This window comes from Domibacillus sp. F004 (assembly GCF_057814295.1).
In genome coordinates, this window is sequence record NZ_JBVATB010000001.1 from 598,863 (window position 1) to 625,029 (window position 26,167).

A 26,167-nucleotide genomic window follows, 5' to 3' on the forward strand; every position below is an offset into this window, starting at 1 on the left:
TTGCGTTCATCCACAATGCACTCCCCGAAGTCGCATTTGACATTCCCTGCGTTGGAAAAATTTAATGAAGACACGTCATTGGAAATGAAACTGTTTATGAATTTTCTTCACGAAATCGTGGAAATAGAGATCAGCAAAAAGGCGCTAGGCACATTTGCTCCTTTAATGGCCGATCACATGATGAGAGAAGAATGTTATTACTTAACGAAGCTCAGCGAAACGACAAAACTGGAGCGTCCAAAATGTGATCCAACGAAACCGAGAATGAAAAAATAAAGAAGATTCATTTGATTCCGTCAGTGTGAACGTTTTTTTGTATCAAAAAGAAAGGAAGGAACGGACTTATTCGCTTCACTTAGGTGGCGTTTTTTTTTGTTTAATATTTAAAGGACAGGATATATAAATAATAGTGAAAATATTCTCTTTTTGAGAACATGAAAGGAGGAAAAGCCATGAAAAAGATTGTCTCTGAGGAGAAATTTTTAGAGTATATTCTACACTCAATGGATGAATCGCTAGTTTTGATTGATCAAGATTTGCGCGTTCAGTATCTAAACCCGTCCGCTGAACAATTACTTCAACTTAAAGAAAATCAATATAAAGGTAAACATATTTATAGTGACTTATATTTCATACAGCTGCCTTTCGAATATGACACAAAATTATTAGAAGACGTAGTAAGAACAGGCAAGGCGAGGAAGGGCGTGCTGAGAAAAACATTAATGGGAAGAACTCTATCGATAAATGCGATTCCGTTAATGGAAGAAGGCATAAAAAAAGGAATTTTGATCACAGCAAAAGACGTAACGGATCTTGTGAACATGCAAGAGGAAATTGATCGGGCTTTTGCTCTCACGCTGCCGAACAGCAAAGTAGAATATAAACTTAAAAATACGGTTGAATACAACGATATATATGACCCGAAGACAAAGAGGATTACCATCACAGGTGTCATACAAGACGGCGGCTACCGCCATGTTGTCAATTGCCTAAAACTTCTATCCCAGTTATATCATAAAGGAATTGCAGAAATTATTGGCATTGATAAAGACCAGTTAGTGCAGACCTTCATTTTTCATGACCTGGGTAAATCTCAGCCGGTTCTATCTGTTGGTGATGTAGTCGATCCTAAAAAGGTGTTTGAAGACAGCAAACTGCATGCGTATCGGGGCGCAGAGATAGCCAAACATTATTATTCTGTACACGATGACATCGCAGAAATTATTCATTATCATCATCATGGGGAACAAGAGCTACCTGATACTTTCCCATGGCGTTTACGGCCGATGTTCCGGTTATTTCAAGTAATAGATGGATTATCAGCTTCTATTACAAGAGGAGGAGGAAAAGTCGACTTCACGGTACAAGGCTGCATCATTACGGTAACGGAACGCAATCACCGGCCCCAGTATAATGGAACGTGGCAAATTGATTTGTTTACAGGAACAAAGGTGAAATTGCAAAAGGAGGCGTTTTAAGATAAACAGAGAGGCAGTCGTCTCTAAACAGGCTGTGTGAAAGAGGATGAAAATTTTTAAATATATATAAAGGTATGAGAATGTATGGACAAGAACCTGGCTCGGCTCAATCACTGCAAAAATTTAGGTAGAGGATATTGTTTCTCTTAATCATAAAAAAGATCTTTTAAAGAATGGGTATCAGTCGGTATGCTGCTGTCCTCTTCATCACCATGGTCATATGATTGGCCATTCTGTTATGTTTTCGGAACAAAAAAGAACATTTGAGACAGAGGAAATTGAAATATTTAGACAGTATAATACGTTTATTGAAGGCAAATTAGCTGAAATGAAGCATTATTTAATCTCTATCATTAAGAATTCAAAATAACTCGCTGCTAGATTACGAGAAAATAATGGAAAAGAGGTGTTAAATGTAAAGGGATATGGAGAAAGATTACGAATGCTTAGATTGTATCATCATCTTACAATGGAAAAGACAGCAAAGATTGTAGGTATAGCCAAATCAACTTATGCAGGGTATGAATCGGAATTTAGACAACCCTCTTTAGATAAAATCACTCTGTTTGCTGACTACTACGATGTCTCGGTGGATTATATAGTCGGCTTAACGGACCAAAGAGAAAGAAACTCCCAAAAAAAGTTTGATACAAAAGACCTTCTTTCTAAAGAGGAGCTCCACTGGGATGGGATTCCGTTAAGTGAAGAAGAAGTGAAACAAATGAAAGATTTTTTGAGAGTAGTAGCAGAAAAAAATAAAGGAAAGAAAGCAGATAAAAAGTCTGGTTAACTTCATAATTTTTATGTGCTCTTAATCTTGCGAAAATCCCTATGGATGTATAAGCAAAATAGAAAGAGCATGTTTTGAAAATAAATAGATCAAAACACGCTCTCACTCCATATACAATTAACTTTGTTTTAACGATGCCAGAGGAGTATCTTTATTGCACATTCTTCGTTTCAATATGCTTGTTATCCCAATCCTGCGCCGTCATCTCTTCTTCCTTTTTCCTCTTGTGGAACCCTTTTCCATAATAGAAGGCCACCAAAATTCCCAGCCAAAGCGGTCCAACGATTAGGGCAATTCTTGTTTCCGGGAAAAAAGCCATTAAGCCTACTACTAAGAGTAAGAATGCTAATGAAAAATAGGAAGTAAATGGGTAGAGCGGCATCTTGTATTTTAAGGCTCGAACTTGCTTTTCAGTTAAGCCTTTACGATAACGAATTTGTGATAACAAAATGATAGACCAAGTCCAAATCGCACCAAACGTTGAAATAGCGGTTACCCATGTAAACACTTTTGCAGGAGCTAAATAATTGAGGACGACACCTACTAATAGTGCCCCTGCTGTTACTAAAACGGCTACGCTTGGAACACCGTTTTTGTTGATTCTTCCAAATGATGTTGGCGCCTCGCCGTTTTCAGCTAAGTTAAAAAGCATCCGTGCTGTACTGAAAATACCGCCGTTGCATGAAGAAAGCGCCGCTGTTAATACAACAAAATTGATGATTCCTGCTGCGGCAGGGATTCCGAGCTTATCAAAAGTTAATACAAAAGGACTGCCTTTTGCACCAATTTCGGTCCATGGGTAGATTGACATGATGACAAACAAGGCACCTACGTAGAAAATAAGAATCCGCCAAAAAACGGTATCAATTGCTTTGGAGAGCGTTTTTTCAGGATTCTTTACTTCACCGGCAGTAATTCCAATCATCTCAATACCGAGGAAAGCAAACATGACCATTTGTAATGACATCAACACTCCGGTTATTCCATTTGGAAGCAGTCCCCCATGTTCCCAAAGATTACTTATACCAGTAGCAATTCCGCCATTTCCAATTCCGAAAACGATCATCCCAATCCCACTAACGATCATGAACATGATGGTGACGATCTTGATTAATGCAAACCAAAATTCCAATTCGCCGTAAGCTTTAACCGCTAGAAAATTTACTGCAGCCATGATCACTAAAGCGGCCAGAGCCCAAATCCAGCGAGGCACATCTGGAAACCAATACTCCATGTATATCCCTGCGGCCGTAATCTCTGCCATACACGTCACAACCCATAAAAACCAGTAATTCCAGCCAGTCAGGAAACCGGGCAGAGAGCCTAGATAGTCGCGGGCATACTGACTGAATGATCCGGCAACTGGTTTTTGAATCGCCATCTCCCCAAGAGCCCTCATAATAAAGAACATGATCATACCCGCAAATGCATAACCAAGTATGATACCAGGCCCTGCAAGTTTGATAGCCGTTGCTGATCCTAGAAACAGACCCACGCCAATCGCTGCTCCTAAAGACATAAGAGTAATATGTCTTGCTTCTAATCCTCTTTGCAGTTGATAATTATTTGATTTTTGACTTTTTTGCATGTACTGCACCTCCAGTTTCGTAAAAAATTTATTTATCTTTTTCTTCATAAAAGATAAAATAGAAAAGCAAAAAATATTATTTGAATAAAACTAACTAAGTCGTTGTTTAAATAAATCCCCCTATTCCCTTTATGTTGGTAACGCTTACAAGTATTACTAAGAAAGAAAGATGAACGTTTCTTGATGCTAAATATATCATGTTTGTACACGGATTATATTATAGAATAATACAAATATTTGTGGGGAGATTGTTTATATTACACAAATACGTTAAATTGTGCACAAACTCCAATTCTATTTGGAAAAGAATGCACACTAAGAGAAAGGTTGATTTTTAATGATGAAAAACAATCCATTTCGTGCTAGTTTTGATAGTTTGGAAGAGTTTGCTGATGCCATAAGTGAAGTGTTACGTTGTCCGATTACCATTGAAGATGCCAACCATCGGCTTCTTGCCTACAGTACACATGGTGATAAAACGGACCCTGCAAGAACGGCAACCATTATCGGCCGTCGTGTCCCTGAAAAAGTGATTAATTCATTATGGAAAGAAGGAGTTATACCTTCGTTGTTAAGCAGTCGTCATCCAATACGGGTGAAGACGATGGATGATATTGGCCTGGGAAACAGAGTGGCCGTGTCCATTTGGAAAAATGATGAAGTGCTCGGTTTTATTTGGGCATTGGAGATTGAGAAAATGTTAGAGGAAGAAGATATAGAATGTTTAAAACAGGCTGCAGAAGCGGCGAAAAATAAATTAATTCAGGTGCAGACTCGTAAAAATAAAAAAGAAAAACAATATCAAGAGTTTTTCTGGCAGCTGTTGACGAGTCATTTTCATAACAATAGAGAGATTAGTGATAAATTTCAGTTGCTGCAAATTACACCCCCATCTTTATACTCAGTTGTCGTCTACCAATTTTCACAGGAAATAACGACGGAGAAAGAGAAACAGATAGCCTATCATTTAAAAACTATTCAACAGCCAAAGATTTTGCTTTATACAATAGACCATGAACAATTAATCCTGTTTATTTCTCTTGATCAATGCGAACAACCATTGAAAAAACTAAATACGTTTTGTGATTTGTTTGTTGATAAAATGAAAGAGCGACACGGAATAGAATCGATTGTTCAAGGTTTTAGCAGTATATATAGTGATTATTTAAAAGTAGAAAAAGCGTACAGGGAAGCACGAACGGTATTATCGATAAAAGAAAAATTCCCATCTGAAGCAAAAGATATCCATAGCTATCAAAGCTTAGGGATATACAAGTATATTGATGTATTGTTGGAAAAAGCAGTAACAGACCAATATGAAAACTACTCCCTGAAAAAGCTTCACGAGTATGATAGTAAAAATCACTGCGATCTCGTCGAAACATTAGAAGTCTATTTAAACAAAGACAGCAATGTTCATGAAGCGGCGAAGGCATTAAATGTTCATACGAATACGCTAAATTATCGGCTTAAGCGAATATCAGAAATCGGTGATGTTAATTTAAAAGATGCTAATCAAAAGATCACATTATATCTGGATTTAAAGCTTGAAAAATTTTTATGATCGAAAATTTTGTAATCGCTCCCAATACATCGAGACAGACTTAAATGATTTGTTTAAGTCAACGAAAAGAGTCATTTTCTTTCTCCTATCTAAACAAAGATAAATCGTTTGGAATTGATTATTCTTAATACACAGCAATCACAAACCAAGTTATCTAAGGAGGAAATAGAAAATGATTATTGGGGTGCCTAAAGAAATTAAAAATAATGAAAATCGTGTTGCACTTACTCCAGCAGGAGTTGTTTCATTTGTGAATGAAGGACATGAAGTAATAATCGAAAAAGGGGCCGGTTTAGGAAGCGGTTTCACGGATGAAGATTACAAAGCAGCCGGTGCTGAAATGATTGATGGTGCGTCAGATGTTTGGACAAAGGCTGAAATGGTCATGAAAGTAAAAGAGCCACTTGAGAGTGAATATAAATACTTTCGTCCGAATTTAGTGTTATTTACTTACCTTCATTTAGCAGCAGAGCCGTTCTTGGCAAAAGCTCTAAAAGAAAGTGGTATGACCGCCATTGCATATGAAACCGTCGCTGTTAACCGTACTCTTCCGCTCCTTCAACCAATGAGCGAAGTTGCAGGCCGTATGTCTGCACAAATCGGTGCCCAATTTTTACAAAAATTTAACGGTGGTAAAGGCATCCTTCTTGCAGGTGTTCCAGGGGTAAGCCGCGGTAAAGTAACGATTGTTGGCGGCGGAATCGTGGGAACAAACGCTGCCAAAATGGCGATTGGTTTAGGTGCGGATGTTACGATCATTGATGTAAGCGCTGACCGTCTTCGTTATTTAGATGATATTTTCGGCAATCAAATTAAAACACTCATGTCTAATCCCTTTAATATTGCCGAAGCAGTAGCAGAAGCGGACTTAGTAATTGGTGCCGTCTTAATACCAGGGGCAAAAGCACCTAAGCTCGTGACAGAAGAAATGGTGAAATCAATGAAGCCTGGTTCTGTCATTGTAGACGTAGCCATTGACCAAGGTGGCAGCGTGGAAACAATTGATCATGTAACAACACATGATACTCCAACTTTTGAAAAACATGGTGTCGTTCATTACTCTGTTGCCAACATGCCTGGAGCAGTTCCAAGAACATCTACAATGGCACTTACAAATGTAACGGTTCCATATGCATTACAAATTGCCAATAAAGGTGTCATTAAAGCGATTTCAGAAAATCCACCATTAAAGCTCGGAGTCAATGTTGCCAACAATGAAATTACTTACGAAGCTGTTGCAAAGGATTTACAATATGAATATGTGACAGTGGAAGAAGCATTGGAAAAAGAAAAAGTGACTCACTTTGTGTTTTAGAAAGCAAACAAACTCACATAGGGGAAATGTAATGTTATCTAATCAATTAAGTCTGGAGGAATTATCTGCTCAAATTAATGAGATGCGTAAGTTACTGATCGCCACTGGTTTAAAAAAGGGATTTACAGATAGTGAAACCCTTAAATATAGTGAACAACTGGACAAGTTAATTATGCAATTTCAATAACGATATCGCTTCCCTCAAGTTCATTCTTGAGGGATTTTTCATATAAAAAGAGCCGGGGTCAGGGGGATTCACATGAATCAGCAAAGTTATCGAAATACATGGGCTGAAATTTCATTAGATGCGATTAAACATAATACGGAGCAATATAAAAAGTATATTAAAAAAGCTGTGAAACTGATGGCTGTAGTAAAGGCAGATGGATACGGTCACGGAGCTTTCCCGATAGCAAAAGCAGTTTTACAAGCTGGTGCAGACTATTTAGCTGTTGCCTTATTAGATGAAGCGCTGCTGCTGAGAGAGGAAGGAATTACCGAACCTATTCTTGTACTGGGGTATACACCGATTCGCTCCTTAAAGGAAGCGATCTTGGCAGGTGTTGACTTAACAGTCTTTTCTGAAGACGTGCTTAACGAAATCATCTGCCAATCTGAACAGCTGCAAAAAAGAGTATCGATTCATCTCAAAGTCGATACAGGAATGTCAAGAATAGGAGTTCAATCAAGTGAAGAAGCGCTCTTGTTGGCAAAAAAGAGTATGGCCTCACCATATATCGATCTTAAAGGGGTTTTTACCCATTTTGCTGACGCCGATAATGAAGATCCTTCTTACACGATGAAGCAATATAAAGAATTTATTTCAGTTATTTCCTATTTAGATCATCATCATATTCATATCCCTTTAAAGCATTGCTGCAATAGTGCGGGGACGATGAACTTTCCCGAGATGCATCTTGATATGGTACGAGTGGGAATTGGATTATATGGTCTTTATCCGAAAGCTTCATTAAAAAAACATTCGATCTCACTCAGGCAAGTCATGACACTTAAAACAAAAATTGCCGCACTTAAAAGGGTTTCAAAGTCTCAGCCTATTAGCTACGGATGTACGTATGCGCCTTTACGCGACAGCTGTATTGCTACGCTTCCAATTGGTTACGCTGATGGACTTTCCAGGCACCTTTCAAACCGCGGGCAGTTTTTAGTAAACGGGCAAAAAGTTCGGGTTGCTGGCCGTGTCTGTATGGACCAGACGATGATTGATGTCAGTGACGTGCCTGCCTGCCAACAGGGTGACGAGGTCATTATTTTTGGAGGCGATGATCAAGTATTTCAGTCCATTGATGAAATCGCCAGTCTCATGGGGACCATTAACTATGAAGTTGTTTGTTTAATTGGGAAGCGTGTTCCGCGCATTTATTTTGGTTCGGCAAAGAGTTTAGACGAGAATCACCAGCAAATTATCCAACAGGAATTTGCTTAAAAACCCTGTCAATTGGCAGGGTTTTTTACTGGAGAGGAGTTTCTTACGGTCTATTCAGCCAAGCTTTACGTACTCTGCGACAATGATTGTCATTAATTTTCTGATAGAGAGAGGAGAATTTAGAGCAAACAAGGCATACTTTCCTCTTAATAGGGAAATATTTCTTTATTATGAAAAACAAGGAGGCGGAAGAACATGACTGTTTTTTCAAACACTGCACTAAACGGCAAACATGTGCTGATTACGGGAGCCTCAGGAGAAATTGGCTCTGAAACTGCCAAAACAGTAGCTGCGATGGGGGCATCTGTGTCTTTAACAGGAAGAAATGAGGAGAAACTTTCGCTATTAGCAAATGAGCTGAAAGCAGAAGGCACGTCTGTTCATTTTTTGAAAGCAGACATGACAAAAGAAGAAGAACGGAATTTTCTTGTAGAGTCCTGTGAAAATCAACTAGGATTTATTTCAGGCCTGGTAAACTGTGCCGGAATAGCAGGAGGAACCGTATTAGAAGAACTAGAAGAAGCGTTTGTGAGAAACATGCTTGACGTAAATTTGATATCGGCAATGATGCTGACAAAGCTTGTATATGAAAAAATGAGAGAAAAACGTTCGGGCCGAATCATTCATGTCTCCTCGCTGTCCGGTATAAGAGGCACGCATGGCAACAGCGCGTACGCAGCCAGCAAATTTGCGCTGCGCGGCTTTACGCAATCACTCGCTGTTGAAGCGGTCCAACATGGCGTCATTGTCAATGCAATTTGTCCTGGCTTTGTCGAAACGAAGATGGGCAGAGAGGCGATAAAAGCAAAAGCACAGCGAAACGGTGTGACATTTGAGCAGCAGTATGAGGAAGTCTTAAAAGGTCTTCCCTCCGGAAGAATCACTACGCCGTTTGAAGTAGCCAACATCATTGGCTTTCTGCTGACAGATGCAACGCAAAATATAGTAGGGGAATCGGTCTTGTTGTCAGGGGGAAGCGTCATGAAGTAACAATGGTTCTAGTGGCTCCTTTTCAGCTTTAAACGGTTCTCTTTCCCTTTTCTTTATACTAGTTTCCTTAGAAGGTGATCATGTATTTTATCATTGACAGATGCAAAAAAAGAACATATGATGTAAACAATAGGAATGAACATTCATTCCTATATGGAGGTGCAGCATGACAACGAAACGAGAAGATATTTTAGCCGCTTCATTAGAGCAGTTTTCCATGCGAGGGTTTGACGGAACGACCATCCCGATGATCGCCAGCCGGGCAGGAGTCGGAGCTGGTACTATTTACCGATACTTTGCTGATAAAGAAGCGTTAGTGAATGAGCTCTTTCAACATTGTATGAAACAGTTAACGAAAGCCATTCAAATGGATGTACATGTTAAATCAACCGATGAACAATTTCGTTTTTTGTTCCATCAATTTTTTCATTTTTCGAAACAAAATCCGCACGTGGTGCGTTTTATTCACAGTCAAAAAGGAATGCCTTATTTAAGTCAAGACAGTGAAAAGGCGTATCAGCATTTGCTTATGTCCATCGAGAAAATTATTATAGAAGGCCAAATGAAACAAGAAGTATATGAATTTCCACCAAATGTGCTCATATCCTTTATTGTTGGAGGCATTATTGAGGTTTTGAAATTATTTGAAAGTGAGCGTATAGAGGATTCGACAGAATTAATTGAACGAATGGGTACTTTCATCGCGCGGGCAGTTCGGATTGAATAACAGTTCGACTGCTGTGTCTAAACAGGAATGAATATTCATTCCGTTTGAAATATTAAAAAGAGTTTCCTCATAGAGCCTTGAAAATGGTATGAGGACAAATGAAAGAGGAATAAAACGTAATAAGAAAAGGTGGTTTATATTGAAGAATACGAAAAAGATTCCAAAACCTAAAACGTTCGGTCCGCTTAGCAATATCCCTCTTATCGATAGAGAAAAACCAATTCAGTCACTTTGTAAACTGGCCGATGAGTATGGTCCGATTTATGAATTTGAATTTCCCGGTGCAGCCACTACGCTTGTTTCGAGCCATCAATTAGTAGCAGACGTTTGCGATCCAACGCGTTTTGATAAAAATCTATCTTCGTCATTGAAAAAAGTTCGTGCATTTGCGGGAGACGGTTTATTTACGAGTGAAACACAAGAACCGAATTGGAAAAAGGCTCATAATATTCTTCTGCCTAGTTTTAGCCAGCAAGCGATGAAGGGATATTATCCGATGATGATGGATCTTGCTTTGCAGCTCGTCCAAAAATGGGGGCGTCTTAACCCAAAGGAATCGATTGATGTACCAAAAGATATGACGAATCTTACACTTGATACGATTGGACTGTGTGGTTTTAATTACCGCTTTAACAGTTTCTATCGTGAAACGCCGCACCCATTTATTACGAGTATGTTTCGAGCCCTTAACGAATCGATGAATCAAACGCAGCGTTTAGGTTTGCAAGATAAGCTGATGGTGCGGACAAAACGTCAATATAATCAGGACATTGACGTCATGTTTTCGTTAGTGGATCAAATGATTGCGGAGCGTAAAGAGAAGGGGGATCAAGGAGAAGAGGACCTGCTCTCTCTTATGCTAAATGCGAAAGATCCAGAGACAGGCGAGAAATTGGATGATATTAATATTCGCTATCAAATTATTACGTTCTTAATAGCGGGACACGAGACGACGAGCGGCTTGCTGTCCTTTGCAATCTATTACCTTTTAAAGAATCCAGATAAGCTTAAGAAAGCATACGAGGAAGTGGATAGCGTTTTAACAGATTCAGTCCCTTCCTATAAACAAGTGAAAAATCTTACGTACATTAAGATGATTCTTAATGAATCATTACGTTTATGGCCGACTGCTCCAGGTTTTTCATTATATCCAAAAGAAGACACGGTCATTGGCGGGGAGTATTTGATTGAAAAAGGGAAAAGCGTTGTTGTTCTTATTCCAAAACTGCATCGGGATAAAGAGGCGTGGGGAGAGGATGTGGAAACGTTCCGGCCTGAACGTTTTGAAGATCCAAGTAAAATTCCTCAACATGCGTATAAACCATTTGGGAACGGGCAGCGGGCGTGTATTGGCATGCAGTTTGCTCTTCAAGAGGCGACACTCGTTTTAGGAATGATTCTTCAGCATTTTGAATTGATTGATCATACGGACTATGAGTTAAATGTGAAAGAAACATTAACATTAAAACCAGATAATTTTACGATACGTGTAAAATCAAGAAAAAAGCAGATGGCTTTGGCTGTTTCCAGTCAGGGAACAGTACCTGCAGAAGAAAAGAAATCGAAAAGGGAATTTAGACAGATAACTGATGTACACAATACACCGCTGCTCGTGCTTTACGGGTCAAACCTTGGAACAGCAGAAGGGATTGCAAGAGAGCTTGCGGAGACGGCCCGTTATGAAGGATTTCAGAGTAAAGTAGCTGCTCTTGATGAATATAGCGGAAAACTGCCTAAAGAAGGGGCCGTTTTGATCATCACTTCTTCGTACAATGGGCAAGCGCCTGATAATGCAGCTAAGTTTGTCAAATGGATTGATCAGGCGGAAGCCAGAGAGTTCAGAGGGGTGAAGTATACTGTTTTTGGATGCGGAAACCGTAACTGGGCAAGTACCTATCAGCGAATTCCTCAATTAATAGATGAACAACTGGCTGTTAAAGGAGCGAACCGCATTGTTCCAATGGGCGAAGGGGATGCAAATGATGATTTTGAAGCCCAATTGGATCATTGGCACGATCAATTGTGGACTGATTTAATGAAAGAATTTAATTTGAAAGAGACAGAACAGAGAGAGAAAGATGAAAGTACACTTACTATGGAGTTTGTGAAAGGGCCGATCCATACACCATTTGTGGCAACACACGACGCTTTTTCAGGACAAGTGAAGGAAAACCGTGAACTTCAAACAGAGAAAAGTGATCGGAGCACCCGCCATATTGAAATTGTGCTGCCAAAAGGTGTAACGTACCGCGAAGGAGATCATCTAGGCGTCGTTGCGCAAAATAGACGAGAGCTTGTAGAACGTGTTCTCGATCGATACCGGCTAACGCCACACGATCATATCGTTCTTAGCGGAAGTGGACGCAATGTGGCACATCTTCCGCTCGGTTATCCTGTAAGTGTGTATGATCTGCTTACGTGCAATGTGGAATTGCAGGAAGCGGCGACACGCGTACAGCTTCGTGAATTAGCCTCCTTCACGGTGTGCCCGCCTCATAAGCGGGAATTGGAATCTCTTTTAGAGGAAGAGACATACAAGGAAAAGGTCCTTCAAAAACGTCTCACGATGTTTGATTTACTGGAGCAATATCCGGCTTGTGAATTGCCGTTTGCTCGATTTATAGAGCTTCTGCCATCATTAAAGGCCCGATATTATTCCATTTCAAGTTCATCTAAAATGTTTTCCGATTCTTTAAGTATAACGGTAGGAGTCGTATATGAACGAGCATGGAGCGGACGGGGTGAATATAAGGGAGTGGCTTCCACTTATTTAGCGGATCGTCAAATAGGGGACAACATTACTTGTTTTATCCACACGCCGCAATCAGGCTTTCAATTACCGGAAAATCCTGAAACGCCTATCATTATGGTGGGTCCAGGGACCGGCATTGCGCCATTCAGAGGCTTCCTCCAAGCCCGTAGAATTCAGAAAGAAGAGGGAAAAAAGCTCGGGGAAGCACACCTGTATTATGGCTGCCGCGATTTTGAACAGGATTATCTTTACTGCCAAGAAATGCAGCAAGCGGAACAGGATGGATTGGTCACATTGCATACAGCTTTCTCTCGCGTAAACGGGCAGCCAAAGACGTATGTTCAGCATTTAATGAAACGAGACGCTGCCGCGTTAATTCAATTACTCGATGACGGAGCCCACCTGTACCTTTGTGGAGACGGAAGCAAAATGGCGCCGGATGTAGAGTCAACACTATGTCATGCCTATCAAGAGGTACATAGTGTAAGCAGGCAAGAAGCTAAAAAGTGGCTAGAACAGCTGCAACAAGAAGGCCGATATGCAAAAGACGTTTGGGCTGGAAGATAAATTGAAACTTCCAGCGCTTGGGCTTTCTGTTTATTAAATTCCGATAACTAACGATGAACCGTTCATTGGAAATAACGAACGGTTCATTTTTGTTTTTAAGGAGCTATTTATAGGGAATAGTAAGTATTATCTAGGTTATTGATCTTCTTCCCGAGGATTGACAGGCACTGGCAGCCATGATAAAATTGTTTTGAATTAGAGATATATTAATTAAAGATATATAGATAAAAACAAGCAAAATGAATAACCAACTGGAGGAATATAAAATGAATGAATTAAAAGGAATCCATCACGTAACGGCGATTACAAGCAGTGCAGAGAAGAATTATGACTTTTTCACGTATGTATTAGGGATGCGGTTAGTAAAGAAAACCGTGAACCAAGATGACATTCAAACGTATCACTTATTTTTTGCGGATGACACGGGCAGTGCAGGTACAGATATGACATTCTTCGACTTTCCGGGTATTTCAAAAGGAATCCATGGGACAAATGAGATAGCAAAAACCTCTTTTCGTGTACCGAGTGATGCAGCAATAGAGTATTGGATGAAACGTTTTGATCGTTTAGAAGTAAAACATACAGGAATCAAAGAACAATTTGGTAAAAAGACCCTTTCTTTTGTTGATTTTGATGATCAACAATACCAATTGATTTCAGATGAAAATAATGAAGGTGTTGCGGCTGGTACACCGTGGCAAAAAGGACCGATTCCTTTAGAGTATGCCATTACAGGCTTAGGCCCCATCTTTGTTCGGATCGCTGAATTTGATTACTTTAAAGAGATGCTGGAAAAAGTTCTCCTTTTTAAAGAAATCGCTCAAGAGGGAGCTTTTCATTTATTTGAAGTAGGAGAAGGAGGAAATGGTGCGCAAGTCGTGGTAGAAAAAAATGTGATATTGCCTCAGGCTCGACAAGGATTTGGTACTGTTCATCATGCGGCTTTTCGTGTGGAAGACCGTTCTGTTTTAGAAGAATGGATTAAACGGATGCAAAGTTTCGGATTCCAAACATCTGGTTTCGTAGACCGATTCTTTTTTGGATCATTATACGCAAGAGTGGCTCCGCAAATTTTATTTGAATTTGCAACAGATGGACCAGGGTTTATGGACGATGAACCGTATGAAACGCTTGGAGAAAAATTGTCATTGCCTCCATTTTTAGAACCAAAACGGGAAGAAATTGAAAAATTGGTACGCCCGATTGATACTGTAAGAAGCACAAAAGAATTTGTGAAAGAATAAAGGAAAACGTCTGATGGGGATTGATTGCCCATCAGACGTTTTTAAGTACAGGCGATGAAAGAAAGGCAAACAAAGGAGGAAGCAGCGATGCAACATTTTTTATATGAAGCACAAGCGATGAGGGTGAACTTTGGCACCGGGAAAATGAAAGAAGTTAGCATGGAACTGCATAAGGTGGGGGCGAAAAGGGCGTTAGTGATCTCCACCCCTGGACAACAAAAGCTAGCCAACCAGGTTTCATCTATACTAGGTCCATTATGTGCGGGGATTCATGCAAAAGCGGTGCAGCATGTGCCGATGGAAAACGTTCAGGAAGCGTTACAGATTGTGCGGGAACGCCATATAGACAGTCTTGTTCCCATTGGTGGAGGTTCCTCTATCGGTTTAGCAAAAGCCATTGCCCTAAATACTAGTTTGTCCATTGTGGCCATACCTACTACGTATGCAGGATCGGAAATGACGCCGATTTGGGGAATCACGGAGAATGGGATGAAAAAGACTGGAAAAGATCCTATTGTGAAGCCGAAATCGGTCATTTATGATCCGACTCTTACGGTTAATTTGCCAGCACGTGTGACGGTCACGAGTGGAATGAATGCGATGGCCCATTGTGTAGAAGGATTATATGCAGAAAATATAAACCCCATCATTTCTCTTTTGGCAGAAGATGGCATTCGTGCTCTTCGTTCAAGTTTACCGTCTATTATAGCGGATCCATATGATATAGAGGCACGCTCCGAGGCATTTTATGGTTGTTGGATTGGGGGGACTGTTCTAGGATCTGTAGGAATGGCCTTGCACCATAAGCTATGTCACGTATTGGGAGGCAGTTACAACCTTCCACATGCAGAAACCCACTCGGTCGTGCTGCCATACGTTATTTGGTACAATGCGGCCTACGCACCGAAAGCGATAACATCCATCGCACGTGCCCTTCATGTAGAGGAAGAGGATGCAGCGGGCTCTCTTTTTGATTGGGCTGCCTCTCTAGGCGCCCCTGCGTCATTGATGAGCATTGGGATGAGGGAAAGTGATTTGGATCAGGCTGCAGAACGGGCTGTGAAGAATCCTTATTATAACCCCCGGCCTATTGAGCAGCAATCAATCCGGCAATTACTAGAGTATGCGTTTAAAGGAACACGGCCTTTAAAAGGGATGGATATTCTTTGAGGGAAAGAGGAATTCATCTTTAAGAAACAAATCAAGCAGCTTATAATGGTAGAGGAAATTAACATTTGACAATTCTGAATGTATCATTTAGAGTTGCACTAAAATAAAAAGAACGGAAGGGTGACCCAACTAAATGAAGTACTAATCCTATTGACGAAAGCCGTTAGTTGAAGGTGTTTTTTTAGCAGATGAACGTTTCTGCCTTATTTTTGATGCCTTCACTCGGAGTTTTCAGAATAGGATTGGTTTTCTATAGTTGAACCTAAAAGGAGAAGTCTCTTTTTAGTGCCCACCTATACCTATGCCGCCTATTCTGAATATAGATAGGGGCATTTTTTTGTCCCTGGAAAATGAAAAAATGGGGGGATGATTGTATGTTTCTATTAGAAGTACTTCATATAAAGCACTATGTAAAGGACCGGTTATTACTAGAGACTGATCAATTACAAATTCATAAAAATGACCGGATCGGCTTAGTCGGCCGTAATGGCAGTGGAAAAACGACATTGTTGAACGTATTGGCTGGAAAGATAATTCCAGACAGCGGGACCGTTATCTGTCATGCTCAATGTGAACTTCTGCCGCAGCTAAAAAGAACAACAGATACAACAAAAAGCGGAGGAGAAGTAACACAGGCCTGCATTAATGAGGCACTCGTTACAGCTTCAGAAATCTTATTTGCAGACGAACCAACCACAAATCTTGATACAGAGCATATTGAATGGCTGGAAAAGAAACTGATAGAGTGGAAAGGGGCTTTCGTCGTTGTCTCTCATGATCGAGCATTTCTGGATGCCATTTGCACCACCATATGGGAGATCAATGAAGGACAAATAAAAAAGTATAAAGGCAACTATAGCGATTATGCAGAACAAAAAGAATGGGAGCATAATCAAAAGAAAGTAGCGTATGAAAGATATGAGGCAAAGAAAAAACAGTTAGAAGAAGCAGTGAAAATAAAAGAGAAAAAAGCTGAAAAAGCAACAAAAGCGCCAAAAAAGGTAAGTCAATTAGAAGCAAAAAAAGCGAAACCATACTTTGCTAAAAAACAAAAGAAACTCCAAAAAACGGCAAAAGTAATTGAAACGAGACTGGAAAAACTAGAAAAAGTAGAAAAAATGAAAGAGACTCCTTCGCTCAAAATGAATTTGCCTCATGAAGAAACATTTAAAGACAGAATTATTCTTCGTGTACAAGATGTGACAGGTGCCATTTTTGAACGTATTCTTTGGAACAAAATAAGTTTTCATGTTCGTGGTGGCGATAAACTAGCGATTATCGGTCCAAATGGCAGTGGGAAAACTACTCTTGTGAAAAAGATCATCAATCAAGATGAAGGGATCACGATTTCTCCATCTATGAAAATGGGCTACTTTAGTCAAAACTTAAATATACTAGATGTTGAAAAGTCGATTTTAGAAAATGTCCGCTCCACTTCCAAGCAGGATGAAACATTCATTCGAACTGTACTCGCAAGGCTGCATTTCTTTAGAGAAGATGTTTATAAGGTTGTAGGCATTTTGAGTGGGGGTGAACGAGTAAAAGTAGCGTTTGCGAAATTATTTTTGAGCGATATTAATACGCTAATTTTGGATGAACCGACAAATTTTCTCGATATTGAAGCTGCCAGCGCACTGGAATTGCTCTTAAAAGAATATGAAGGAACCGTAATCTTCGTCTCCCATGACCGCCGGCTAATCGAAAACATGGCTACACGCATTTTGGCTATTCGTAATAGAGAGATTGAACTGTTTGAAGGAACCTACACACAATATAAACAGGATGAACACCAAAAAAGCCGAAATACCATAGAAGATAAACGGCTCGTACTTGAAATGAAAATATCAGAAGTACTAAGTCGATTAAGTATGAAACCATGTGAAGAAATGGAAAGGGAATTTCAAATCCTTTTAGAAGAAAAACGGAAATTGGACACGTTTGAATAACGTAAAAGAGTTCCTTTCGTAAAAATATGAAATGAATAAAAAAAGGGCAAGGCATATTTGATAGGACTAATATGTCTTGTCTTTTTTTCTTTCAGCTGCCTTTGATATTATTTTTAAAATGATCGTAATCCGTTTTAATATAATGAAATAACTTTGTGTTGCCGCCATGATCCGGGTGAGTTATTTTTAATAACCCTTTATATTCTGTCATCACATCTTTATTACTCGCTGTTCTTGAAAGTCCTAGTTTTTTACTATAATCATTTGATTGAGCAGGAGAGTGAAGATAGTCTCTTTTCTTTTCTTTTAAATGGATTAATTCCTTATTCAATTCCGTATTTTCTTTTAATAAATCCTTTGTTTCATTTTGTAATTTTCTTGTCACATTCTGTAGCAGAGCAATTTCCTTATTTAGCTTATTTAACTTCTCTCTTTGCTGGAGTACTATATTTTTTGAAGTCTTATGAATTTCTTCTATTCCTTCTATATATTTATCTTGTGTTTTTATTTTTAATTTCAACTGGTGTATGATCTCGTCCTTATTGGGATCCGTACGATCATGTTTAAACAGCTTTGAGGCGGTGTCATCAATTGTATATTCAGTTGACCGAGTCTTCGTTCTATCGTATTTAATCTTCCCTTCATGCAGCCAGCGTCTAACTGTTTGAATACTCATGCTTTTGGTTAATCCAGCATCTTTTAACAGGTCAAAAGCTTGATCTGTGTCATCAATTATGTATCCGGTTTTTCTCTTTTCATTTCCCTCGTATTTAATTTTTCCTTCACGAAGCCAGCGTCTAACCGTTTGAATACTCATACTTTCTGCTAATCCAGCATCCATTAACAGCTCAAAAGCTTGATCTGTGTTCACAATGTTCCTCCCTTCGTTCTAATTACGCTATGTAATGATATTAATCTATTATAAGAAAAAATAAGCCGCATTATGTCCCTTATGGCAAAATGTCAATCATTCATAATCTTTATTACAATTTTGACATAAAAGATGATCGTCTATGGATTCGTCCAATACCGAGTAAACGAAAAGAAACGGCGATTACTCCGATGCTGAAAAAAGGAATTTTTTGATTTAGAAAAGAATAATCAGAGGTAAGAGAAAAGACGAATGGGAATTGATCGTTGCTATCCTGATTTGCTCAGCTATTCTTGTTCTCTTAATTAATGGCCCAATACATTTGCATCGGATAAGGAGGAAGGAGATGCTATGGCAAAAAATAAATTTCTTTTTCCTGTTGTATCGTTCCTTCTTGCTCTCCCTTTAACGGCCTGTTCCTCGAATATATCGCAGGAAACAAGTGGAAAAGAGCATCAGGAAGAGAGGAACAGAGCAGAGACCGATCGTACTCATGATTGGTCTTACGATGGAGAAAACGGACCAGAGCATTGGGATGATTTAGATCCTGCAAATGCAGCATGCGCGAACGGAAAAGAACAGTCTCCCATTAATATCGATATGTCGCGTGTCATAGAAAGTGAACAACTGGAAAAGATGGAAATAAACTATACACCGAGTGACTTTTCGTTAGTGAACAATGGACATACAATTCAAGCGAATGCCAGAACAACGGATAATATCGTGACTGCACGTGGCAAAGAGTATCCACTCGTCCAATTTCACTTTCACACGCCAAGTGAACATCAGTTTAACGGCCAACATTTTGATATGGAGTTGCATCTTGTGCATAAAGATGAAAAGGATCAACTGGCTGTTATCGCGGTCATGATGAAGGAAGGCATGTCAAACCGCGTGTTAGCAAATGTGTGGAGTGCTCTTCCCGAAGAAGAAACAGCAGAAGGTGTAAAATTATCAGCGCCCGTTGACTTAATGAGTATCCTGCCAAAGGACCAACAATCGTTTCAATATAGGGGTTCGTTAACGACGCCGCCATGTTCAGAGGCTGTGCAGTGGATTGTACTAGGAAAGCCGATTGATATATCTAAAGAGCAAATCGATGCATTTCGTCAAATTTATCCGAATAACCATCGTCCGATCCAAGCCTTAGAAGATCGTAAAGTGATGGAGAAGTAAAGGCCCGTGGAATTGTTAGCCAACAGATTACGATAAAAAGTCCTCCCTTTTTTCAAAGGGAAGACAAGGATAAAAGCACTTTTATTTTTCTAAAACTTGATTGATCACTTCATTCGGTTTGCTGTTATTTAGGTTTTTGTAAATACAGCTTGCCGGTTTTTCTCGTAAAGTTTCAGCAAAAGCGATGGCCAATTCAGTTTCACCTGCTACATGGATCTCTACCCATCCTCTTTCTTTCTTCAATCGTTCTACGTTCGCACCCATGCTTTTAAAGAACCTTTGCAAGTTTTCTTTAAGCCGGGACTCTAAAAAGTCTACTTTGCTGCTCCCGATTACATGACGACCACCGGGGTCCATGTCCTTCTTTTCTCCCCACTCTTCAAGGTTAGGATCGAAGCTGTAAGCAAAATCTTCTTTAACCCTTCCCATTGCTGTATCCAATATTCGGACTTCCCCGAAGCTTGGTAAAATGATGCCTGCTTCTGGATATGCTTTGTGCATATATTCCAATTGTTCTAGCACCGGATGATCTTCCCAATGAAAGCTTGATTTAACAGGGACTTGTACATAGTGAACTGACCATAATTCCGGATTCACTGAAGCAAAAAGGACCACACCTTTGCGCAACTCATCCTTATGATCATCAATTTCTTTTAATACTTTTTTCTTTATTTCTTTAAATAATGTTAATTCATTTTCATTTTTGGAATCGGTTAAATATTTCTCTAACTCCTTTAAACCGTTCTTTAAATGAATGTTCCATGCACCGTTTTGCTGTTCTGGGTCAGCTGGGTTTGTGTTTAAATAAACACTCAATACGCCACGTTCACCGCTGTGATATTTTTTTAAAGTTTGAAGTTCTTTGTTTAAGGTCATTAATTTATTAAACCTCCTCAAATTTCTCCGTGTTACAAGTAGAGAAAGGCATTCTAAAGCGCATTTAAAGTACGTTTGTATGAAACCGCAGCATGAAAAGAGGGCCAATTATTTAATGTAAACAACCGACGATCTGTTTGATGGCTTCTTCACCAGCATGTTCCCATTTATTTTTATTTTTTATTTGTCCGTCTGTATCCAGAGGGTCCTGGAACTGGTTAAATCCTGTAGCCGTTGCTAATGAATGTTCATCATTGTCTAAACCCGTATTGACGACATGTTTGATCACAAAAGGTGTTTGAAATTCAATCGAAGCATCAGGTTTCTCAAGTTCTCCATCCACCACAAGAAAAGGGATTCTTAAATAAATGGTCTCTGCTCCGTCACGCCACAAAACGGAATCAAAGCTCCCTTGATCATAATCCCAGTGCCCTCCTAAATCGTACCCGAGGTCTTTAAGCGTATCTTGCATATGACCAAAGAAGGCTTGTTTCCCTTCAAGATCTGTTTGTAACTTTAACATGATGATCCACTCCTTTTAAAGTATTCAGTGACTATCCTTTGCTAAAAATAAAACTAAAATACGTTATCATGAAATTAAACTTTTCATTGGAACAAATTTCTTGTATAACGGTGATGTTGATTTTTGATCTTCTTATTTCACGACCGGGACCGTTTAATGGAATCATTTGTGGTATTATTTTGAAAGCCATGTTAAAGAATGGCTATTTTGTTTAGGGAAGAAAGGGAGAATGATGGATTTTAAAAATTTATTTGTTGATATAGCGAATAGTGGAGACAATGAACAGGCAATTAAAATGAGCGCTTACATGCGTGACCAATTTCCATTCTTAGGAATACGTTCACCAAAGCGCAAAGCATTATGCAAGAAATACTTCAAACAAGCAAAAAAAGAAAAACAAGTGGATTGGTCGTTTGTCTATAATTGTTGGAAACAAGATTACAGAGAATATCAATATGTGGCTACGGATTATTTATTGCTTATGAAAAAGGATCTTACGGTTTCAGATGTTCCCAAAATCAAGGAATTAGCCATTTCTAAATCGTGGTGGGATACCATTGACGGACTTGATGGAGTAATTGGAGAGATTGCATTGTCCTATCCAGAGGTAAACGAAACGATGTTAGAGTGGAGTACAGACGAAAACTTTTGGTTGAAGAGGATCGCTATTGACCATCAGCTATCAAGAAAAGCAAAAACAAATACGGATTTATTGGAAGAAATTATTAAAAATAATTTTGGACAAACAGAATTTTTCATAAACAAAGCAATCGGTTGGAGTTTACGGGAGTATAGTAAAACAAATCCCAAATGGGTGAGAGATTTTATTAAAAATTATCACGAAAAACTTGCTCCATTAAGTATAAAAGAGGCTAGTAAATATCTTTAGCTTTTTTGTAACAAACGGATGCGCAGCAACTTTTTAAAACGTAGCTAAAATAATGTAATTTTTCTTCAAATTTCTTGTTTTTTTGTTCATCACAACAAATAAGAGGAATTTATTTTAAGAAGATGATGATCCCCAATCTAATTTTAAAATTTCTTTGAGAAGTGTTAATTGATCCGCTACGATTTTTTCTTCAAGTATTGCCTTTAAAGACTCATTTTTCTCATAACAATCTTTGTCTAATACAGTTAACTGTAAGCATTTATCTTTCTTGTTATTTTCTATGCTATTAATTTCCACTAATCCTTTTGACTCAAGGCTTTTTATAAACTTATGGGTCGCCTGACGAGAAATGTCTACATGTTTCGAAACATGCGAAATGGTTGGCTGCCTTTTATATGTCCTAGCCATGATATCCCATTCAGAATTCGAAATATAAATATCACTGCTGTCGTTCCATGATTTCTCACATATTCTACGAAACAGAACGTGACGCTCGCTTAATAAGTCAATTAAATCTAAGTTTTGTCATTCAGAATTCAACCATTTCACTCTAAACGTTTTGTTTGCTATTTAATATATAAAAATCAGTGAATTATGTCAACCTTGTTGACGTTCGAAGGATATTGTATTAAAATAAAATTAGTCAATAAGGTTGACGATAATGAATAGAGGAGCAAATAAAATGTTTAATGTTGGAGATTTGATTATCTATTCAGCGCATGGCATATGCCACATAGATGATATATGTGAAAAAACATATTTTGGCGATTCCCGAAATTATTACGTTTTACATCCCCTTAAAGATACAAAATTAACAATAAGTACACCGGTGGATAATAATAAAGCCGTTATGTTAGAAATTATTCATCAAGATGAAGCAGAAGAAATTTTAAACTCGTTCAAACGGCCAGGTATAAGTTGGATAGAAAAAAGTCATCAACGTTTCCAAATATATTCCGATATTATAAATAGCGGAAACCGAAAAGAAATTTCTAAAATAATTAATACGTTGATGCGGAAAAAGTATGAAGTTGAAATGAACCAAAAGAAACTTTACGATCGCGACCATAAACTTTTAACGTTTACTCAAAACATATTGTTCGCAGAATTGGCACTCTCACTAAATACTACTTTTGAAGCAATAGCTGAAAAGGTTACTAGCTTGATCACTGTAAATAAGTAATAAATAGGTTCATACTGAAGAGATAATTAGCGGCTCATTTAAACCAAATAGGAATCATTCCTTCATAAAGTCTTAATTTCTTGTAGAACAGGGGATTGAGGCTTTTTTGTTTTAAGTTATGTGTTTCGCATACTCAAATCTCAGAGGCATCCTTTGTTAGCTGCGGTGCTGAAAGAGGAAGGCAGACATGACAGCTGAATGTGGAATTTTCGGCCAGATAAGTACATTTTGGCTACTAATTAACGGAGCGTTAGTGTAGTAGATTAACGATCAGCATCTTGTATGCTGTGCACACATTTCCGGGCGCCTACATATTATTTTGATGAAGAGGTGGTGGAAAATGAAGGATATAAAAAATCCAATTGAAACGGAAAAACAAGAATGGCGCAAACAACAAACGAAACAAAGATTGAAGACATGGTTAACCATATTTTCTCCTGTATGTCTTTTGCTTATTTGGCAGTTTTTATCTCAAAGCGGACTAATTGACGCACGATTTTTCCCGCCGCCCACTGCGATTATTTCCACATTTATTGAATTGCTCACAAGTGGTGAATTGTTTCATCACATAAACATCTCCTTGTTTCGGATCTTCACTGGTTTCTTACTAGGTGTCATTCCTGGGATCGTTCTCGGTTTATGTATGGGCTTATACGCACCCATTCGACACTTTATTTCTCCTCTTATTATGGCGTTAATGCCCATTCCCACACTTGCTTTATTGCCGATTATTTTAATCATCTTCGGCATTGGTGAAGTGTCAAAAGTCGTGACCATTGCGGGAAGTGTTTTTTTTCCTGTTGTGATTAATACTGTTGCTGGTGTTATATCTATTGAATCCATTTACTTGGATGTAGCCAAAAACTACGGAGCCAGCAGGAAAGATTTCTTTTTGAAAATTGCTTTACCTGGTTCCCTTCCCGTCATGCTAGAAGGAATTCAGATGGGGCAGGCCATCGCCTTGCTGACCATAGTCGCAGCTGAAATGATGGGGGCAAGATCAGGAATTGGTTATTTGATTTGGACGTCCTACAGTGCCTTTTTACTAAAAGAAATGTTTGTTGGGTTAATTCTTATTTCGTTTTTTGGCTATATCTTTTCATTGTTATTACGGGGGTTGCAGCGAAAATTAATACCGTGGAGGTGACGATGGTGAGCATGAACCCCAAAATATCGATTCATAAATTGACGAAAGTGTTTTATAAAAAACAAAATAGCGTCACGGCACTTGAGAATATTTCAATTGATATCGAAGAGGGAGAGTTCGTTTGTCTCGTTGGACCGAGCGGTTGTGGAAAAACAACGTTGCTCCGCATATTAGCAGGGCTTGAAAATCAGAGTTCTGGTCACTTCAAGATTAAGAGAAGCAACGAAGATCGTCCGAACCAGTCGATGGTGTTTCAAGAACGAGGTGTTTTGCCATGGTTAACGGTGGAGGAAAATGTGGCGTTTGGCCTGAAAATGCGTCATTTACCAAAATCGTATGTAAAAGAACGAACAACCTACTTTTTAAATAAAGTGGGACTGGCAAAGTTCGCAAAAATGTACCCGAAAGAGCTGTCTGGCGGGATGAAGCAGCGGGTTAGCATTGCGAGAGCATTTGCGAATGATCCGGAAATTTTGCTGATGGATGAACCGTTTGGGGCATTGGATGAGCAGAACCGATATATTTTGCAAGAAGAACTGTTATCCATTTGGTCTGAAACAAAGAAGACAGTGCTGTTCATTACACATAGCATAGACGAAGCGTTGTATTTAAGTGACCGGGTGTTACTGATGAGTACGCAGCCGGGCAAAATCATTCATGAGGTAAAAATTGATTTGCCGCGGCCCAGAAAACTGGAAGACATTCGATCAAATCCGGAAATGGCCGCCAAATTTTTGGCGATTTGGCAGCATTTGCAGGTGGAAGTACAAGGGTCAAGATTATGAAGGGGGCATATGGATGAAAAAGTGGTTAGGTATGTTAGGGATCTTATTCTTACTGGCGGGATGTGCGGAAGAGGAAGCGGTGAAGGTGAATGATGACGTCAGTAAAGACCATCCGTCTGGCGACTTAGCCCCTTTAAGTAAAGAGACGAAAGTGGTCATTGCAGAAGATGGTTCTGCGTCAGGCGCAGGTTTTTACATTGCCAACGAAAAAGGATATTTTGACGATTACAACATTGAAGTAGAGTTTGCGACATTTTCCAATAGCGATGATATGTTGCCCGCTCTTGCATCTGGTGATGTGGATATTGCAGGAGGCATTTCGTCCGCTTCGTTTTTTAATGCGATCGCTCAAGGAATTGATGTGAAAATTATCGCTGATAAAGGGCACAATGAAAAAGGAAAATCGTATTTTACATTTGTAATAGGTGCTGATCAAAAAGATAAAATAAAGGAATACAGTGATTTGAAGGGCAAGAAAATTGCCGTTTCCACTCAGCACGCTGTGGACGATTACATTTTCCAGCAAATGCTTAAGCACGCAGGCTTAACGAAAAACGACGTTGAGTTTGTCATTATGTCTGACTTTGGCAATATGATGGCAGCGATTGAAAATGGCTCCATTGATGCCGCGCTGCAAATTGAACCACTCATTACACAAGGTGTGGCTGAAGGCATTCACGTTCGTTTCGGTGATGCAACCGATTTCGCACCGGAAGCACAAATTGCGATGGTACTTGGATCACCGCAATTTATGAAAGAAGAACAAGATGTATCGTTGCGTTTTATGGCTGCCTATTTAAAAGGGGTTCGCGATTATAACGATGCCTTCAAAAAAGGCGAGGGAAAAGATGAGATTATCAACATCATGACACAATATACCGCTTTAAAAAAGGCGGCCATTTGGGAAGATGTATTTGTGACAGGACTGGATCCAAATGGGAAAATGTTCATTGATGACATTCAGGCTCAGTATGAAATGTATAAGAAAAATGGAGCCATTCGGGGAGAAGTCCATTTTGACGAAGCAATTGACACAGTCATAACAGAAAAAGCAGCCAAAATTATAGGAGAATATAAATAATCATTCAAACGATAGCCCTGAGAAGCGTTATAATTGTATATCGATTCTTTTTTAGAAA

Annotated in this window: 23 protein-coding genes and 1 pseudogene; 19 read left to right on the forward strand and 5 right to left on the reverse strand. The window is 39.1% G+C overall.

Translation table 11 applies throughout. The features are described 5' to 3' along the window. Nucleotides 1–39: 39 nt before the first annotated feature. From ACZYRN_RS03245 to ACZYRN_RS03255, 3 genes and pseudogenes are all read left to right on the forward strand, one after another. Nucleotides 40–276 (forward strand): annotated as a pseudogene (locus ACZYRN_RS03245) (DUF2935 domain-containing protein); the annotation flags it as partial. Between the two features lie 176 nt (nucleotides 277–452). Next, nucleotides 453–1,478: an HD domain-containing protein gene (locus ACZYRN_RS03250; protein ID WP_488910047.1), complete on the forward strand. Its 1,026-nt coding sequence runs from the start codon at nucleotides 453–455 to the stop codon at nucleotides 1,476–1,478. A gap of 406 nt (nucleotides 1,479–1,884) precedes the next feature. Next, the gene (locus ACZYRN_RS03255) at nucleotides 1,885–2,268 is read left to right on the forward strand and encodes a helix-turn-helix domain-containing protein (RefSeq protein WP_488910048.1); all 384 of its coding nucleotides are present in this window, start codon (nucleotides 1,885–1,887) and stop codon (nucleotides 2,266–2,268) included. 151 nt (nucleotides 2,269–2,419) lie between these two features. Here ACZYRN_RS03255 and ACZYRN_RS03260 read toward each other — a convergent pair whose 3' ends face one another. Then, nucleotides 2,420–3,856 carry an amino acid permease gene (locus tag ACZYRN_RS03260; protein WP_488910049.1) on the reverse strand — a complete coding sequence of 479 codons (1,437 nt, stop codon included), beginning with the start codon at nucleotides 3,854–3,856 and terminating at the stop codon, nucleotides 2,420–2,422. Nucleotides 3,857–4,196: 340 nt separating this feature from the next. Here ACZYRN_RS03260 and ACZYRN_RS03265 point away from each other — a divergent pair, with 340 nt between their 5' ends. From ACZYRN_RS03265 to ACZYRN_RS03310, 10 genes are all read left to right on the forward strand, one after another. Further along, complete coding sequence (locus tag ACZYRN_RS03265; RefSeq protein WP_488910536.1) at nucleotides 4,197–5,420, forward strand: PucR family transcriptional regulator; 1,224 nt, start codon at nucleotides 4,197–4,199, stop codon at nucleotides 5,418–5,420. 172 nt (nucleotides 5,421–5,592) lie between these two features. Beyond that, the gene (gene ald / locus ACZYRN_RS03270; protein WP_488910050.1) at nucleotides 5,593–6,735 is read left to right on the forward strand and encodes an alanine dehydrogenase; all 1,143 of its coding nucleotides are present in this window, start codon (nucleotides 5,593–5,595) and stop codon (nucleotides 6,733–6,735) included. 31 nt (nucleotides 6,736–6,766) lie between these two features. Then, complete coding sequence (locus ACZYRN_RS03275) at nucleotides 6,767–6,922, forward strand: aspartyl-phosphate phosphatase Spo0E family protein (protein ID WP_488910051.1); 156 nt, start codon at nucleotides 6,767–6,769, stop codon at nucleotides 6,920–6,922. 72 nt (nucleotides 6,923–6,994) lie between these two features. Further along, nucleotides 6,995–8,182 (forward strand): alanine racemase, encoded by a 1,188-nt coding sequence (gene alr / locus ACZYRN_RS03280; protein ID WP_488910052.1) that lies wholly within the window; start codon nucleotides 6,995–6,997, stop codon nucleotides 8,180–8,182. A 195-nt stretch (nucleotides 8,183–8,377) separates the two neighbouring features. Next, nucleotides 8,378–9,172: an SDR family NAD(P)-dependent oxidoreductase gene (locus ACZYRN_RS03285; RefSeq protein WP_488910053.1), complete on the forward strand. Its 795-nt coding sequence runs from the start codon at nucleotides 8,378–8,380 to the stop codon at nucleotides 9,170–9,172. Nucleotides 9,173–9,338: 166 nt separating this feature from the next. Continuing rightward, nucleotides 9,339–9,899, forward strand: a complete 561-nt coding sequence (locus ACZYRN_RS03290) for a TetR/AcrR family transcriptional regulator (RefSeq protein WP_488910054.1) — start codon at nucleotides 9,339–9,341, stop codon at nucleotides 9,897–9,899. A gap of 139 nt (nucleotides 9,900–10,038) precedes the next feature. Beyond that, entirely contained in the window at nucleotides 10,039–13,218 is a 3,180-nt protein-coding gene (locus tag ACZYRN_RS03295; RefSeq protein ID WP_488910055.1) for a bifunctional cytochrome P450/NADPH--P450 reductase, read from the forward strand. 266 nt (nucleotides 13,219–13,484) lie between these two features. Then, entirely contained in the window at nucleotides 13,485–14,462 is a 978-nt protein-coding gene (locus ACZYRN_RS03300) for a ring-cleaving dioxygenase (RefSeq protein WP_488910056.1), read from the forward strand. A gap of 87 nt (nucleotides 14,463–14,549) precedes the next feature. Then, complete coding sequence (locus ACZYRN_RS03305; RefSeq protein WP_488910057.1) at nucleotides 14,550–15,632, forward strand: maleylacetate reductase; 1,083 nt, start codon at nucleotides 14,550–14,552, stop codon at nucleotides 15,630–15,632. A gap of 374 nt (nucleotides 15,633–16,006) precedes the next feature. Then, nucleotides 16,007–17,578, forward strand: a complete 1,572-nt coding sequence (locus ACZYRN_RS03310) for a Vga family ABC-F type ribosomal protection protein (RefSeq protein ID WP_488910058.1) — start codon at nucleotides 16,007–16,009, stop codon at nucleotides 17,576–17,578. 91 nt (nucleotides 17,579–17,669) lie between these two features. Here the strand turns inward: ACZYRN_RS03310 and ACZYRN_RS03315 are convergent, their stop codons facing one another. Continuing rightward, nucleotides 17,670–18,449 carry a hypothetical protein gene (locus tag ACZYRN_RS03315; protein ID WP_488910059.1) on the reverse strand — a complete coding sequence of 260 codons (780 nt, stop codon included), beginning with the start codon at nucleotides 18,447–18,449 and terminating at the stop codon, nucleotides 17,670–17,672. A gap of 351 nt (nucleotides 18,450–18,800) precedes the next feature. Between ACZYRN_RS03315 and ACZYRN_RS03320 the strand changes: the two genes are divergently transcribed. Beyond that, on the forward strand, nucleotides 18,801–19,625 hold the full coding sequence (locus ACZYRN_RS03320; protein ID WP_488910060.1) for a carbonic anhydrase: 825 nt from the start codon (nucleotides 18,801–18,803) through the stop codon (nucleotides 19,623–19,625). 81 nt (nucleotides 19,626–19,706) lie between these two features. On the opposite strand, the gene ACZYRN_RS03325 is transcribed toward ACZYRN_RS03320, so the two are convergent. Next, nucleotides 19,707–20,501 carry a VLRF1 family aeRF1-type release factor gene (locus ACZYRN_RS03325; protein ID WP_488910061.1) on the reverse strand — a complete coding sequence of 265 codons (795 nt, stop codon included), beginning with the start codon at nucleotides 20,499–20,501 and terminating at the stop codon, nucleotides 19,707–19,709. A 112-nt stretch (nucleotides 20,502–20,613) separates the two neighbouring features. Beyond that, on the reverse strand, nucleotides 20,614–21,024 hold the full coding sequence (locus tag ACZYRN_RS03330) for a YugN family protein (protein WP_488910062.1): 411 nt from the start codon (nucleotides 21,022–21,024) through the stop codon (nucleotides 20,614–20,616). A gap of 229 nt (nucleotides 21,025–21,253) precedes the next feature. Here ACZYRN_RS03330 and ACZYRN_RS03335 point away from each other — a divergent pair, with 229 nt between their 5' ends. Beyond that, complete coding sequence (locus ACZYRN_RS03335) at nucleotides 21,254–21,913, forward strand: DNA alkylation repair protein (RefSeq protein ID WP_488910063.1); 660 nt, start codon at nucleotides 21,254–21,256, stop codon at nucleotides 21,911–21,913. Between the two features lie 114 nt (nucleotides 21,914–22,027). On the opposite strand, the gene ACZYRN_RS03340 is transcribed toward ACZYRN_RS03335, so the two are convergent. Further along, nucleotides 22,028–22,423, reverse strand: coding sequence for a MarR family transcriptional regulator (locus ACZYRN_RS03340; RefSeq protein WP_488910537.1), 396 nt, complete (start codon nucleotides 22,421–22,423; stop codon nucleotides 22,028–22,030). A gap of 151 nt (nucleotides 22,424–22,574) precedes the next feature. Between ACZYRN_RS03340 and ACZYRN_RS03345 the strand changes: the two genes are divergently transcribed. The 4 genes from ACZYRN_RS03345 to ACZYRN_RS03360 all read left to right on the forward strand — a co-directional run bounded on the left by ACZYRN_RS03345 (nucleotide 22,575) and on the right by ACZYRN_RS03360 (nucleotide 26,109). Next, the gene (locus tag ACZYRN_RS03345) at nucleotides 22,575–23,096 is read left to right on the forward strand and encodes a CarD family transcriptional regulator (protein ID WP_488910064.1); all 522 of its coding nucleotides are present in this window, start codon (nucleotides 22,575–22,577) and stop codon (nucleotides 23,094–23,096) included. Between the two features lie 340 nt (nucleotides 23,097–23,436). Further along, nucleotides 23,437–24,243, forward strand: a complete 807-nt coding sequence (locus tag ACZYRN_RS03350; RefSeq protein WP_488910065.1) for an ABC transporter permease — start codon at nucleotides 23,437–23,439, stop codon at nucleotides 24,241–24,243. Nucleotides 24,244–24,248: 5 nt separating this feature from the next. Continuing rightward, complete coding sequence (locus tag ACZYRN_RS03355) at nucleotides 24,249–25,028, forward strand: ABC transporter ATP-binding protein (protein WP_488910066.1); 780 nt, start codon at nucleotides 24,249–24,251, stop codon at nucleotides 25,026–25,028. Between the two features lie 13 nt (nucleotides 25,029–25,041). Beyond that, complete coding sequence (locus tag ACZYRN_RS03360) at nucleotides 25,042–26,109, forward strand: ABC transporter substrate-binding protein (RefSeq protein ID WP_488910067.1); 1,068 nt, start codon at nucleotides 25,042–25,044, stop codon at nucleotides 26,107–26,109. Nucleotides 26,110–26,167: the final 58 nt, after the last annotated feature.

What these genes read in the sequence shown, in the direction of transcription:
- ACZYRN_RS03275 (WP_488910051.1), top strand. Translation starts at nt 6,767, where the DNA reads ATGTTATCTAATCAATTAAGTCTGGAGGAATTATCTGCTCAAATTAAT.
- alr (WP_488910052.1), top strand. Translation starts at nt 6,995, where the DNA reads ATGAATCAGCAAAGTTATCGAAATACATGGGCTGAAATTTCATTAGAT.
- ACZYRN_RS03290 (WP_488910054.1), top strand. Translation starts at nt 9,339, where the DNA reads ATGACAACGAAACGAGAAGATATTTTAGCCGCTTCATTAGAGCAGTTT.
- ACZYRN_RS03310 (WP_488910058.1), top strand. Translation starts at nt 16,007, where the DNA reads ATGTTTCTATTAGAAGTACTTCATATAAAGCACTATGTAAAGGACCGG.
- ACZYRN_RS03360 (WP_488910067.1), top strand. Translation starts at nt 25,042, where the DNA reads ATGAAAAAGTGGTTAGGTATGTTAGGGATCTTATTCTTACTGGCGGGA.
- ACZYRN_RS03320 (WP_488910060.1), top strand. Translation starts at nt 18,801, where the DNA reads ATGGCAAAAAATAAATTTCTTTTTCCTGTTGTATCGTTCCTTCTTGCT.
- ACZYRN_RS03250 (WP_488910047.1), top strand. Translation starts at nt 453, where the DNA reads ATGAAAAAGATTGTCTCTGAGGAGAAATTTTTAGAGTATATTCTACAC.
- ACZYRN_RS03265 (WP_488910536.1), top strand. Translation starts at nt 4,197, where the DNA reads ATGAAAAACAATCCATTTCGTGCTAGTTTTGATAGTTTGGAAGAGTTT.
- ACZYRN_RS03350 (WP_488910065.1), top strand. Translation starts at nt 23,437, where the DNA reads ATGAAGGATATAAAAAATCCAATTGAAACGGAAAAACAAGAATGGCGC.
- ACZYRN_RS03260 (WP_488910049.1), bottom strand. Translation starts at nt 3,856, where the DNA reads ATGCAAAAAAGTCAAAAATCAAATAATTATCAACTGCAAAGAGGATTA.
- ACZYRN_RS03325 (WP_488910061.1), bottom strand. Translation starts at nt 20,501, where the DNA reads ATGACCTTAAACAAAGAACTTCAAACTTTAAAAAAATATCACAGCGGT.
- ACZYRN_RS03305 (WP_488910057.1), top strand. Translation starts at nt 14,550, where the DNA reads ATGCAACATTTTTTATATGAAGCACAAGCGATGAGGGTGAACTTTGGC.
- ACZYRN_RS03335 (WP_488910063.1), top strand. Translation starts at nt 21,254, where the DNA reads ATGATGGATTTTAAAAATTTATTTGTTGATATAGCGAATAGTGGAGAC.
- ACZYRN_RS03345 (WP_488910064.1), top strand. Translation starts at nt 22,575, where the DNA reads ATGAATAGAGGAGCAAATAAAATGTTTAATGTTGGAGATTTGATTATC.
- ACZYRN_RS03300 (WP_488910056.1), top strand. Translation starts at nt 13,485, where the DNA reads ATGAATGAATTAAAAGGAATCCATCACGTAACGGCGATTACAAGCAGT.
- ACZYRN_RS03285 (WP_488910053.1), top strand. Translation starts at nt 8,378, where the DNA reads ATGACTGTTTTTTCAAACACTGCACTAAACGGCAAACATGTGCTGATT.
- ACZYRN_RS03330 (WP_488910062.1), bottom strand. Translation starts at nt 21,024, where the DNA reads ATGTTAAAGTTACAAACAGATCTTGAAGGGAAACAAGCCTTCTTTGGT.
- ald (WP_488910050.1), top strand. Translation starts at nt 5,593, where the DNA reads ATGATTATTGGGGTGCCTAAAGAAATTAAAAATAATGAAAATCGTGTT.